The following is a 12,806-nucleotide window of genomic DNA, read 5'->3' on the forward strand; positions in this document are numbered from 1 at the left end:
GGGCCAGGCGGGGGCGGCGTCGAGGTGGACCGGGGTGCCGTCGAGCAGGGCCCGGGTCACCGCGGGGATCGCGCCCTCGACGGGGTAGGGGAGACGGTCGAGGGCCGGCGTGCCGGTCACATCCGTGGCCGTGGTGATGACCGGGCTCGTCGTCAGGACCGTGCAGACCGCTTCCGCCAGGGCGTTGGCCCCGGAGGCGTGCCCCCCGAGGAGGGCGATCGCGTGGCGGTGCGCCTCGTCGACGGTGACGACCGCCGGGTCGGCCGCCTTGCCGGCCAGCAGCGGGGCGAGCAGCCGTACCGCCGCCCCGGTGGCGAGGAAGACGACGAGCTGGTCGCACTCCGCGAAGGCGGCCGGGAGGACGTCGCGGACGGGGCCGTCGTAGCGGCGGGTACGCCCCGGCCACGCGGCGGCGAGCCGGTCGCAGCCGGTCCTGCCCGCCGCGGTGGCGGAGATGAGGCCGATCACGCGGGTGCTCCTTCGGTACGGGGGGTGGGCCGCTCGGCCCACAGGACGAAGACGGGGTTGGCCGCCGCGAGCCGCGTGACCCCGCCGGGCAGCGGCGCGAGGCGGGACGACTGGAGGAGGACGCCGTCCGCCGCGAGACCCGCAGCCCCCAGGGCGGCACGCACCTCGGCGACCCGGTCGACCGCGGCGAGCGTCACGACCACGGCCCGCCGCGCCCGCCGCGCGCCCGCGGCCACGACCGCCGCCACGTCGGAACCGCCGCCGCCGACGAAAACGGCGTCGGGGTCGGGCAGCCGCCCGAGGACGCCGGGCGCCCGGCCCACCACCGCCTCGACGTCCACCCCGTGCGCGGCGGCGTTGGCCCGCACCCGGGCCACCGCCTCCGCGGACTTGTCCACGGCGACCACGGCCGCCCCGAACCGCGCGCACTCCACGGCCACCGAGCCCGACCCGGCCCCGATGTCCCACACCAGCTCACCCGTACGCGGCCCGAGCCGCGCCAGCGCCAGCGCCCGCACCTCGAACTTGGTGACCATGGAGTCCCGGTGCGCGAAGTCCTCCTCGGGCAGCGCCCACCCGGCGGGCGCCCCCGCGGGACCGGCGACCGTCACCGCGGCCGACGCCGGGACGCCGGGCCGCAGGCACAGCACGACACTGGCCGTGTCGCCCCAGTCCCGCCCGGCCGCCTCCCGCGGCGAGACGGCGACCACCGCCTCGCCGCCCGTGCCGAGCCCGGCCGCCACCACGAGCCTGCGCTCAAGGCCGGTACGCGCCAGGGCCGCCCCCAATTCCGCGGGCCCGGCGCCTGGTCCGGTCAGTACGGCCGCCTTCTGATGTGCCCGGCACACGTTCACCGCGGCCCGCAGGTCGCGCCCGTGCGCGCTCACCACGACCGCGTCGTCCCAGCTCAGCCCGGCCCGGGCGAAGGCGACCGCGACGGACGGCGCCGACGGCCGTACGTCGAGCGCCGCCGCGCCGAACCGCGTGCCCAGCGCCCGTACGATCCCGAAGAAGCCGGGGTCGCCGGACGCCAGCACCACCACAGGGCGGCCCTCGGCGGCGTACGAGCCGATCATGTCGAGCGCCGGTGCCAGCGGCCCGAGCACCAACCGCCGCGCGCCGGGCGGTACATCCGCCGCGTCCAGATGGCGGGCCGCGCCGACCACCAGGTCCGCGGCGCCGACGACCGGCGGCGGACCGCCCGTTCCGGTGCCGATGACCGTGATCACCGCGTCAGCCACGGGACTTGCGCAGTTCGCGCCGCGCGGCGGGATCGGCCCGCCGGAAACCGTGGAAGTGCCCCGGGTGGTAGAGGTGCGACCGTGTCCCCGACGCGGACAGCGCGGGCCCGACCAGGAAGAGCGTGTGCTTCCACAGCCGGTGCGCCTTGACCGTCTCCTCCAGCGTCGCGATCGTGCAGTGCAGCAGCAACTCCTCGGGCCAGCTGACCTGGTGGGCGACGATGACCGGCGTGTCCGTGCGGTAGCCGCCCTCCAGCAGCTCGGCGGCGAGCTGTCCGGACCTGGCGGCGGACAGGAAGACCGCCATCGTCGTGCCGTGCCGGGCGAACTCCCGTACCTCCTCGCCCGGCGGCATCGGCGTCTTCCCGCCGCCCAGCCGGGTCAGCACCACCGACTGCGCGACCTCCGGAATCGTCAACTCCCGCCCGGCGAGCGCCGCGACCGCCGAGAACGACGAGACGCCCGGCACGATCTCCACCTCGATGCCCAGCTCGGCGCACCGGTCGACCTGCTCCTGAGTGCCGCCCCACAGCGCGGGGTCACCGGAGTGGATACGCGCGCACCGCAGGTCCTCGCGCCGCGCCCGCTCGTAGACCGCGACGACGTCCTCCAGCGACATCGACGCCGAGTCCAGGACCTCCGCGTCCGGCCTGGCGTGCTCAAGGACGGCCGCCTGCACCAGGCTCGCCGCCCAGATGACGATGTCGGCCGCGGCGATGGCCTTCGCGGCCCTGAAGGTGAGCAGATCGGCCGCGCCGGGCCCCGCCCCCACGATCGTGACCTTGCCGCTCACTGTGTTTGTCCGTTCGCTTCTCCGCCCGCGCGGCGATGGTTTGCGCTGTGTTCTGTGTGCGGTTGGGTGGCCTTGCGTGCGTCGCTCACAGCTTTCCTCCTCGGCGGTCCCGCCCTGCGGGCGCGATCAGCGTCGACAGATACGGCAGCGGTCCTTCGAGTAGTCGGGACGCCGGGCGGATCGACTCCTCGGGCAGGCCGAGCGCGCTGCCCCACACCGCGCCCTCGGTCCTGCCGGTCGCCTCCAGCGCCGCCGCGACCTCGGCCGCGAGCCGGCCGAACTTGTACGCCACGACCGTGCCGGGGCCTTCGAGCGCCGACTTGAGCACCGCGGTCCCCGCGGTCACCGGCACCAGCGTCAACGGCTCGGTGCCCTCGGTCAGCACGGCCCCGCTGCGGGCCGCCAGGTCCTGCATCGCGGTGATGCCCGGCACCGTCGCGACCGCCACCCCCGGCAGCAACTCACCGACCGTGTGTGCGAGATAGGTGAACGTCGAGTACACGTTCGGGTCGCCGATCGTCGCGAACGCCACCGAGCCGTGGGTACGCAGCAGTTCGGCCACCCGCGCACCCGCCGCGTCCCACGCCGCTTCCCTGCGGGCCCGGTCGGAGCGCTCGTTCAGCGCGAAGACCACCCGGACGATCCGGGACGCGTCCACGTAGTGCCGTACCGTCGCCTCGGCGCGGCCGGTCTCGCCGGTGTCCAGCACCGGCACCACGACCGCGCCCGCGGCGCGCAGCGCGTTCACGCCCTTCACCGTCACCAGTTCAGGATCGCCGGGGCCGACCCCGACCCCGGTCAGTCGCAGGTCCATGCGGCACACCTCTCGACGAAACGGGTCGCGAGCGACGGCTCGGCGGCCCAGTGCAGATGCAGGTACGAGGCGTGCACGGATCCGTCCGCGAAGCCCTCGGTACGGCGTTCGGGGCGGGTGAAGCCCCACGCGGCGGCGGCGCCCGCGGGCGGGTCCACCGCCGTGCGGTGGAACTCGTGCCCGCGCAGCCGGGTGCCGGCCGCCGCCAGCGGGCTGTCGGTGAGCGCGACGGCTTCGCGGTAGCCGAGGGTGAGGCGGCCGGTCATCGTCGCCGTGACCGGCAGCCGGCCGCACATCGGGTGGCCGTCGAGGTCGCGGGCCAGGTAGAGCAGGCCGGCGCATTCGGCTGCCAGGGGGGCGGGGGAGGCGGCGATCTCCTTGCGGAGGGCGGCGTTGGCGGAAAGGTCCTCGGCGTGGAGCTCGGGGAAGCCGCCGCCCAGGACCAGGCCCCGGGTGGCCTCGGGGAGGGTCTCGTCCGTGAGCGGGTCGAAGGGGATGACCTCCGCCCCTGCGGCGGTCAGCAGTTCCGCCTGCTCGGCGTAGTGGAAGGTGAAGGCAGGGCCGGTGGCGACGGCGATGCGGGGGCGACCGAGGGGGGCTTCTTCCCCGACCCGGCCCCTTCCCGAAACCGGTGCTCCGCCCTGGACCCCGGCCCCCGAGCGCCGGACGGGCTGGCTCTGATCGGCCCCGGCCGCCACCTCCGCCGCCGGGTCCCACGGCAGCGCCGGGAGCGGCGGGGCCGTGCGGGCCAGGGACAGCAGGGACGGAAGGTCGCAGGTCTCGCGGACGCGGGTGGCCGCGGCGCGGACGAACTCGCGGGCGGCCGTGACGCGTTCGGCGGCCGGGACCAGGCCGAGGTGGCGGGAGGGCACCACGAGGTCGGCGCCGCGCGGCAGCGCGCCCAGGCACGGGACGCCGACCTCCTCCAGCGCGTCGCGCAGAATCCGCTCGTGCCGCTCGGAGCCGACCTTGTTGAGGACGACCCCGCCGATCCGCAGCCGCGGGTCGAAGGACGCGAAGCCGTGGACGAGCGCGGCCACCGACCGGGCCTGCGCGGACGCGTCGACGACCAGCACCACCGGCGCCCGCAGAAGCGTGGCGACCTGGGCGGTGGAGGCGAGTTCGCCGTGGCCGGTGGCGCCGTCGAAGAGGCCCATCACACCTTCGACGACGGCGAGGCCGCAGCCCGCGGCGCCGTGCAGGAAGAGCGGGGCGACGCGGTGCGGGCCGCACAGGTACGGGTCGAGATTGCGGCCGGGGCGGCCGGTGGCCAGGGCGTGGTAGCCCGGGTCGATGTAGTCGGGACCCACCTTGTGCGGGGACACGGCGAGGCCGCCGTCCGCGAAGGCGGCCATCAGACCGGTCGCGACGGTGGTCTTGCCGCTGCCGGAGGCGGGCGCGGCGATGACGAGGCGGGCTACCACTCGATGCCCCTCTGCCCCTTCTGGCCGGTGTCCATCGGGTGCTTGACCTTGGACATGTCGGTGACGAGGTCGGCGGCCTCTACCAGCGCGGGCGGCGCGTTGCGGCCGGTGATCACGACGTGCTGCGCGCCCGGCCGGTCCCGCAGCACCGCCACGACCTCGGCGGTGTCGACCCAGCCCCAGTGCATCGGGTAGGCGAACTCGTCCAGCACGTACAGCCGGTAGGTCTGCGCGGCCAGGTCCCGCTTGACCTGCTCCCAGCCCTCGCGGGCGGCCTCCTCGTTGTTCTCGGGCGAGCGCTGCACCCACGACCAGCCCTCGCCCATCTTGTGCCAGGCCACCGTGCCGCCCTCGCCTGACGCACCGAGCACCCGCAGCGCCCGCTCCTCGCCGACCCTCCACTTCGCGGACTTGACGAACTGGAACACCCCGACCGGCCAGCCCTGATTCCAGGCCCGCAGCGCGAGGCCGAACGCGGCCGTCGACTTCCCCTTGCCGACACCGGTGTGCACGATCGTCAGCGGCCGGTTGCGGCGCTGCCGGGTCGTCAGGCCGTCGTCGGGTACCACATCCGGCTGTCCCTGCGGCATTACGCGGCCCTCCTGATGTCCTTGACCAGGGCGGACACCGTGTCTGCCCGCAGTTCGTCCAGCGTGACGGCGACCCCGGCCAGATCGATGGCGAGCGCGCCCGCCAGGCCGAGGCGTACCGGGCCCGACTCGCAGTCCACGACCACCGCGGCCGTGCCCGACGCGGCCAGCAGCCGGGCCGCGCGGGCGCCGAGCGCCACCGGCTCGGGGCCGCCGGTGGCCCGCCCGTCGGTCACCACGACCAGCAGCGGGCGCCGCGACGGGTCGCGCAGCCGCTCGATCCGCAGCACCTCGTGCGCCTTGAGCAGGCCCGCGGCCAGCGGTGTACGGCCACCGGTCGGCAGCTTCTCCAGCCGCGCCGCGCCCGCGTCCACCGACGATGTCGGCGGCAGCGCCAGCTCCGCGCCCGTACCCCGGAAGGTGACCAGGCCCACCTTGTCGCGCCGCTGGTAGGCGTCCAGCAGCAGCGACAGCACCGCGCCCTTCACCGCCGACATCCGCTGCCTGGCCGCCATCGAGCCCGAGGCGTCGACCACGAAGAGCACGAGATTGCCCTCGCGGCCCTCCCGCACGGCCTGCCGCAGATCGTCCCTGCGCAGCACAAGCCCCGGCCCGCTGCGGCCCCTTGCCCGCTGGTACGGCGCCGCCGCCTGAACGGTCGCCGCCAGGTGCAGCCTGCCCAGCGCGCCGTCCGGGCGCCGGGCGCCGGTCGTACGGCCCTGCGCGGTCCGCGCCCGCGAGCGGCGGCCCGCCGCGCCCTCGCCGAGGCCCGGCACGGTCAGCGTCCGCGCCGTGAACGGCTCGGCCGCCGACGCCGCGGGCTGCTCGCGCGGCCCCTGGCCGCCGGGGGCCCGCGGCGGGCTGTCGGAGCCGGCGTCCCCCGCGGCCCGGTCCTGCGGCCCGGCCCGCCCCGGGTCCGGCTGCCCGCCGTCCCCGCCGCCGTCCGGCCCGCCGCCTCCGCCGCCGTCCCCGTCAGGACCGGGGTCCGGGTCGTCGTCCCCAGGACCGCCGTCCGGCCCGGATTCCGGTTCGGCCTCCGCCCTGGCCTGCTCCAGCGTCTCGTCGAGTTTGCCCTCGTCGAGGCCGGGCGCGTCGAAGGGATTGCGGCGCCGCCGGTGCGGCAGCGCGAGCAGCGCCGCCTGCCGTACGTCCTCGGCCAGCACCACCGTGCGGCCCGCCCACGCGGCCAGCGCCGTCGCGGTGCGGGCCATCACGATGTCGGCGCGCATCCCGTCGACCTCGAAGGCCGCGCAGGTCGCCGCGATCTGCCGCAGGGCGGCATCGCCGAGCCGCACGTCGGGCAGCAGCCGGCGGGCGGCGGCGATCCGTTCGCGGACGTCCTGCTCCTGCGGCGCCCAACGTGCCGCGAAACCGGCCGGGTCGGCGTCGTAGGCCAGGCGCCGCCGCACCACCTCGACCCGCTCGTCCGTCTCGCGGGACGCCGCGACCTCGACGGTCAGCCCGAAGCGGTCGAGCAGCTGCGGGCGCAGCTCGCCCTCTTCCGGGTTCATCGTGCCGACCAGCAGGAAGCGGGCCGCGTGCCGCACCGAGACGCCTTCGCGCTCGACGTAGCTCGCGCCCATCGCCGCCGCGTCCAGCAGCAGGTCGACCAGGTGGTCGTGCAGCAGGTTGACCTCGTCCACGTAGAGCACCCCGCGGTGCGCCGCCGCGAGGAGGCCGGGTTCGAAGGCCTTCACGCCCTCGGCGAGGGCGCGCTCGATGTCGAGGGCGCCCACGAGGCGGTCCTCGGACGCGCCGACCGGCAGTTCCACCAGCCGCGCGGGGCGTTCCGCGGCGCCGCCGTCCGCCGGGTGCGGGCCGTCGGGGCACTCCGGGTCCGCGGCACCCGGCTCGCAGGAGAACCTGCACCCGGGGACGACCCGCAGGCCGGGCAGCAGCGCGGCCACCGCCCGTACGGCCGTCGACTTGGCGGTGCCCTTCTCGCCGCGTACGAGGACGCCGCCCACGGCGGGGGACACCGCGTTGAGCACGAGCGCGAGCCGCAGGTCCTCCTGGCCGACCAGGGCGGTGAAGGGGTAGGGCGTCGTCACGATGACTCCTCGTCTCTGCGTGCGCTCTCAAGGGAGCCCGGAACGAACAGCCCGTCCGGCGTCCGGGGACCGGGGTGCGGGGAGCCGCCCCGGTCGCGGGAAGGAGCGGGGGAGGGGCGGCAGCCCGCCGCGGGCGCGGTCACGCGTCGCCCTCCAGGTCGCCTTCCAGGGCGAGATAGGTCTCGCGCAGCCGCGCCAGCGTGTCCGGGTCCGGCTCCGCCCACAGACCCCGCTCGGCCGCCTCCAGCAGCCGCTCCGAAATCCCGCGCAGCGCCCAGGGGTTGGACTTCCGCATGAAGTCCGCGTTCTCCGGGTCGAAGACGTATTCCGCCGACAGCCGCTCGTACATCCAGTCGTCCACCACCCCGGCGGTCGCGTCGTAGCCGAAGAGGTAGTCGACGGTGGCGGCCATCTCGAAGGCGCCCTTGTAGCCGTGCCGCCGCATCGCCGCCATCCAGCGCGGGTTGACGACCCGGGCGCGGAAGACCCGGTGGGTCTCCTCGCCGAGCGTGCGGGTCCTGACCTGGTCGGTCAGCGCGCTGTCGCCGACGTAGGCCTCGGGCGAGGTGCCGGTGAGATGGCGGACCATGGCCACCATCCCGCCGTGGTACTGGAAGTAGTCGTCGGCATCGACGAGGTCGTGCTCCCGGGTGTCGACGTTCTTGGCCGCCACCTGGATACGGCGGAAGGCGGCCTCCATGTCGCCCCGGGCGGGCCGTCCGTCCAGGCCGCGGCCGTAGGCGTAGCCGCCCCACACCGCGTAGACCTCGGCGAGGTCGGCGTCCGAGCGCCAGTTGCGGGCGTCGATCAGCGGCAGCAGGCCCGCCCCGTACGCTCCCGGCTTCGAGCCGAAGATCCGCGCGGTGGCGCGCCGCCGGTCGCCGTGCTCGGCGGTGTCCTGGTCGGCGTGCGCGCGCACGTAGTTGACGTCGGCGGGCTCGTCCAGCTCGGCGACCGCGCGCACCGCGTCGTCCACCAGCGCCACCACGTGCGGGAAGGCGTCCCGGAAGAAGCCGGAGATCCGGACGGTGACGTCGATACGGGGCCGGCCCAGTTCCGCCGCCGGGACGATCTCGAAACCGGTCACCCGGCGCGAGGCGTCGTCCCACACCGGCCGGCAGCCGAGCAGCGCCAGGATCTCCGCGATGTCGTCGCCCTGGGTGCGCATGCACGAGGTGCCCCACACCGTCAGGCCGACGGAGGCCGGATAGCAGCCGTTGTCGGCGAGGTGCCGGGCGAGCAGCGAGTCGGCGAGCGCGGTGCCGACGTCCCAGGACAGCCGGGACGGGATCGCCTTGGGGTCCACGGAGTAGAAGTTGCGGCCGGTCGGCAGCACGTTGACCAGACCGCGGGTCGGCGACCCCGAAGGCCCCGCGGGGACGTAACCGCCGCGCAGCGCCCGCAGGATGTGGTCGATCTCGTCGGTGGTGCGGGCCAGCCGGGGTACGACCTCGGCCGCGGCGAAGTCCAGCACCCGCAGCGCCGCGGGGACCTCCGCCCCGCCGAGCACCTCCCGTACGGCGTCGGCCGCGGACCCCGCCGCCCAGTCGCGCGACTCCATCGTCTCCGCGAGCCGCCTGGCCAGCTGCTCCAGCAGGTCCACGGCGTCCGAGGCGGTGCGCGCGGGTCCGCCGGCCAGGGCGGTCAGCGCGGACGGTACGGCCGCGGGCGCGCCGGGCTCGGCCAGCAGCTCCTTCTCGACCAGCCCGAAGTGCTCGGCGAGCGCCGCCCGCAGCCCTGGCAGCGCGTCACCGACGCCGCCCCACACCTGCGCGGAACGCAGCACCGCCAGCACCAGGTTGACCCGCGCCTCGCCGACCGGGCCGCCGCCCAGGATGTGCAGGCCGTCGCGGATCTGCACATCCTTGATCTCGCAGAGCCAGCCGTCGATGTGCAGCACGAAGTCGTTGAAGTCGCCGTCGCCGGGCTGCTCGTCCACATGCAGGTCGTGGTGCAGCTCGGCGGCCCGCACCAGTTCCCAGATCCGGCTGCGGATCGCCGGCGCCTTCGCCGGGTCGAGATCGTTCACCAGGGCGTATTCGTCGAGGAGTTGTTCGAGCTTGGCGAGGTCGCCGTAGGAGTCGGCGCGGGCCATCGGCGGCACCAGGTGGTCCACGACCGTGGCGTGGCCGCGCCGCTTGGCCTGGGTGCCCTCGCCCGGGTCGTTGACGATGAAGGGGTAGACCAGCGGGAGTTCGCCGAGGACCGCGTCGGGCGCGCAGCCGGCGGACAGCCCCAGGCCCTTGCCCGGCAGCCACTCCATCGTGCCGTGCTTGCCCAGGTGCACGATCGCGTCGGCGCCGAAGGTGTGCTCCAGCCAGCGGTAGGCGGCCAGGTAGTGGTGCGAGGGCGGCATGTCGGGGTCGTGGTAGATGGCGATCGGGTTCTCGCCGAAGCCGCGCGGCGGCTGGATCAGCACGACGACGTTGCCGAACCGCAGCGACGCCAGCACGATGTCGTCGCCGTCGAGGTAGAGCGACCCCGGCGGCTCGCCCCAGTGCTCCAGCATCCCGGCCCGCAGGCCCTCGTCCAGGGTCGCGAACCACCGCTCGTAGTCCGCCAGCGGCACCCGCGCGGGCGCCGCGGCGAGCTGCTCCTCGGTGAGCCACTCCACGTCGTGGCCGCCCGCGGCGATCAGCCGGTGGATCAACTCGTCGCCTCCGGCGGGGTGTTCGCCGGTCCCGTAGCCCGCCGCCCGCAGCGCCTCCAGCAGCCGTACGGCCGAGGCGGGGGTGTCGAGGCCCACCGCGTTGCCGACCCGGGAGTGCTTGGTCGGGTAGGCGGTGAAGACCAGCGCCAGGCGCTTGTCCGCGTTCGGCTTGTGCCGCAGCGCCGCGTGCCGGACCGCGATGCCCGCGATACGCGCGGCCCGCTCCGGGTCGGCGGCATAGACCGGCACATCGCCCTCGCCGGTCTCCTTGAACGAGAACGGCACGGTGATCAGCCGCCCGTCGAATTCCGGGATCGCCACCTGCATCGCCGCGTCCATCGGCGACAGGGCCGCGTCGGACTCCTCCCACGCCTTGCGCGACGACGTCAGGCACAGGCCCTGGAGCACCGGCACGTCCAGTTCGGCGAGCGCGCCGATGTCCCACGCCTCGTCCGCGCCGCCCGCTGACGCGTCGGCCGCCACCGTCCCGCCGGCCGCCAGCACCGTCGCCACGATCACGTCGGCCCGGCCCAGCAGCTCGTACAGCCCGCCGTCCGCGGTGCGAAGCGAACCGCAGTAGACGGGCAGGGCGTTCGCGCCGCGTGCCGTCACCGCCGCGCACAGGGTGTCCACGAAGGCGGTGTTGCCCGACAGCTCGTGCGCCCGGTAGAAGAGCACCGCGACCGTCGGGCGGTCCGGGTCGTGCGCAGGGTCGCCGTGCACCCCGAACTGCGGCATGGCGAGCGGTGCTTCGAAGCCCTCGCCGCTCATCAGCACCGTGTCGGAAAGGAATCGCGCCAGCTCCGCCAGGTTCGCCGGGCCGCCCTCCACCAGGTAGCGCAGCGCCTCGGCGACCACGCCCGCCGGGACCGTGGACAGCGCCATCAGCTCGGCGTCCGGCACGCTCTCGCCGCCGAGCAGCACCGCGGGCACGCCCGACGCGGTGATCACCGCCAGGCCCTCCTCCCACGCGCGGCGCCCGCCAAGCAGCCGGACCACGGCCAGGTCGGCGCCCTCCAGCAGCCCGGGCAGCTCGCCGTCCGGGTCCACCCGGGACGGGTTGGCGGTGCGGTAGCGGGCGCCGCCCGGGTGCGCGGCCATCGCGGCGCGGGCGGCCAGCAGGTCGGTGTCGGCGGTGGACAGCAGCAGAACGGTGGTCATGGTGCCCCCGGTGGGACGTAGGGGAGTCCGGCGGGCGCGCCGTCCTCGATGAGCCGCAGCAGCGCGGCGGTGTCCAGGTGCTCTTCGACCAGGTCGCCGAGCCGGTCGAGCTGTGCTTCGCGCAGTGCGCCGAACTCGGTGTCGGGGGCCGGTACGAAGCGGCGGTCGGCCGCCGCGGCGACGCGGCGCAGGAAGGCCCGGCGGAAGCCGTCGCTCTCCAGGGAGCCGTGCCAGTGGGTGCCCCACACCGTGCCGACCCGGCAGCCGTCGAGGAAGTCCTCGTCGCCGCCGAGGACGTCGGCCACCCCGTGGTGGATCTCGTAGCCGGCCACCGGCTCGCCGTAGGCCACACCGGTGGGCCGGGCCAGCGTCTTGGCGGCGGCGAAGCGGATACGGGCGGGCAGCAGGCCGAGGCCCGGCACCGTACCGGCCCTGGACTCGACGTCGTCCTCGATGCGCTCGGCCAGTATCTGGAAGCCGCCGCAGATGCCCAGCACCGGCCGGCCCCCGGCGGCCCGCCGCTCCACCGCCGCCGCCAGGCCCTGTTCGCGCAGCCACGCCAGCGCCTTGACGGTGCCGCGGGTGCCGGGCAGCACCACCAGGTCGGCGTCCGCGACGTCCTCGGGGCGGTCGGTGAAGCGCACCGCGACACCCGGTTCCGCGGCCAGCGCGTCCAGGTCGGTGAAGTTGGACATCAGCGGCAGCGCCACCACCGCGACCCGCAGCACGTCCTCGCCGTACGGCCGCCCCGCCGCGGACTCCCTGACCCGCAGGCCGTCCTCCTCGTCGATGCCCAGGCCGCGCGCGTACGGCAGTACGCCGAGAGTCGGGCGGCCGGTGAGCTTCTTGAGCATGTCCAGGCCCGGTTCGAGCAGGGTGACGTCGCCGCGGAATTTGTTGACCACATAGCCGGCGATGAGCGCCTGGTCCTCGGGGGCGAGCAGCGCGGTCGTACCGAAGAAGGAGGCGAAGACGCCGCCGCGGTCGATGTCGCCCACGACGAGGGCCGGGATGCGGGCGCGGCGCGCCAGGCCCATGTTGACGATGTCGGTGCGGCGCAGGTTGATCTCGGCGGGGCTTCCGGCGCCCTCGCAGATCACCGCGTCGTACGAACGGCCCAGCTCGGCCAGGCAGTCCACGACCACGTCGAGCAACTCGCCCTGTCGGCCGCCGTGGTAGCCGCGCGCCGACATCTCGCCCACCGCCCGGCCCAGCAGCACGACCTGGCTGCTGCGGTCGCCGCCCGGCTTGAGCAGCACCGGATTCATCAGCGCGGAGGGCTCCACGCGGGCCGCCTGCGCCTGCATGGCCTGGGCCCGGCCGATCTCGGCGCCGTCCTTCGTGACGAAGGAGTTGAGCGACATGTTCTGCCCCTTGAAGGGGGCGACCCGCACACCGCGGCGAACGAGGAACCGGCACACCCCGGCGGTGACGACGCTCTTCCCGGCGTCCGACGCCGTCCCGGCGATCATCAACCCGTGCACGGCGGCGCCTCCTTGGGGGTGTGGCGCGCGGTCGGCCGGGGCCGCAGGGCCGGGGCCAGGACGCAGGCGCCCAGGGCCAGGGCGGAGACGCGGCGGGACAGCCGGATCGCGCGGGGGATGTCCGCGGGGG

The 12,806-nt window shown here is 75.4% G+C and carries 8 protein-coding genes and 1 pseudogene; all 9 read right to left on the reverse strand.

Translation table 11 applies throughout. The features are described 5' to 3' along the window. Window positions 1–468: pseudogene (locus V7E46_RS28590) on the reverse strand (precorrin-3B C(17)-methyltransferase); the annotation flags it as partial. After that, window positions 465–1,697, reverse strand: coding sequence for a precorrin-6y C5,15-methyltransferase (decarboxylating) subunit CbiE (gene cbiE, locus V7E46_RS28595; protein WP_333771129.1), 1,233 nt, complete (start codon window positions 1,695–1,697; stop codon window positions 465–467). The pseudogene V7E46_RS28590 and the gene cbiE, both read right to left, overlap by 4 nt. A 4-nt stretch (window positions 1,698–1,701) precedes the next feature. Continuing rightward, the gene (gene cobM, locus V7E46_RS28600; RefSeq protein ID WP_333771121.1) at window positions 1,702–2,502 is read right to left on the reverse strand and encodes a precorrin-4 C(11)-methyltransferase; all 801 of its coding nucleotides are present in this window, start codon (window positions 2,500–2,502) and stop codon (window positions 1,702–1,704) included. A gap of 85 nt (window positions 2,503–2,587) precedes the next feature. Further along, entirely contained in the window at window positions 2,588–3,316 is a 729-nt protein-coding gene (gene cobI / locus V7E46_RS28605) for a precorrin-2 C(20)-methyltransferase (protein WP_333771122.1), read from the reverse strand. Continuing rightward, on the reverse strand, window positions 3,301–4,740 hold the full coding sequence (locus V7E46_RS28610; protein WP_333771124.1) for a cobyrinate a,c-diamide synthase: 1,440 nt from the start codon (window positions 4,738–4,740) through the stop codon (window positions 3,301–3,303). Before V7E46_RS28610 ends, cobI begins: the two co-directional genes overlap by 16 nt. Continuing rightward, on the reverse strand, window positions 4,734–5,330 hold the full coding sequence (cobO, locus tag V7E46_RS28615) for a cob(I)yrinic acid a,c-diamide adenosyltransferase (protein ID WP_333771126.1): 597 nt from the start codon (window positions 5,328–5,330) through the stop codon (window positions 4,734–4,736). The genes V7E46_RS28610 and cobO overlap by 7 nt, the downstream gene beginning before the upstream one ends. Next, window positions 5,330–7,381 (reverse strand): putative cobaltochelatase, encoded by a 2,052-nt coding sequence (locus V7E46_RS28620; RefSeq protein WP_333771127.1) that lies wholly within the window; start codon window positions 7,379–7,381, stop codon window positions 5,330–5,332. Before V7E46_RS28620 ends, cobO begins: the two co-directional genes overlap by 1 nt. A gap of 139 nt (window positions 7,382–7,520) precedes the next feature. Further along, window positions 7,521–11,192, reverse strand: a complete 3,672-nt coding sequence (cobN, locus tag V7E46_RS28625; protein ID WP_333771128.1) for a cobaltochelatase subunit CobN — start codon at window positions 11,190–11,192, stop codon at window positions 7,521–7,523. Further along, entirely contained in the window at window positions 11,189–12,664 is a 1,476-nt protein-coding gene (locus V7E46_RS28630) for a cobyric acid synthase (RefSeq protein WP_333771130.1), read from the reverse strand. Before V7E46_RS28630 ends, cobN begins: the two co-directional genes overlap by 4 nt. Window positions 12,665–12,806: the final 142 nt, after the last annotated feature.

The sequence above is a fragment of the Streptomyces sp. IBSBF 2435 genome, from assembly GCF_036815005.1.
Taxonomy (GTDB): Bacteria; Actinomycetota; Actinomycetes; order Streptomycetales; family Streptomycetaceae; genus Actinacidiphila.

What these genes read in the sequence shown, in the direction of transcription:
- cobI (WP_333771122.1), bottom strand. Translation starts at nt 3,316, where the DNA reads ATGGACCTGCGACTGACCGGGGTCGGGGTCGGCCCCGGCGATCCTGAA.
- cobO (WP_333771126.1), bottom strand. Translation starts at nt 5,330, where the DNA reads ATGCCGCAGGGACAGCCGGATGTGGTACCCGACGACGGCCTGACGACC.
- cobN (WP_333771128.1), bottom strand. Translation starts at nt 11,192, where the DNA reads ATGACCACCGTTCTGCTGCTGTCCACCGCCGACACCGACCTGCTGGCC.
- V7E46_RS28630 (WP_333771130.1), bottom strand. Translation starts at nt 12,664, where the DNA reads ATGATCGCCGGGACGGCGTCGGACGCCGGGAAGAGCGTCGTCACCGCC.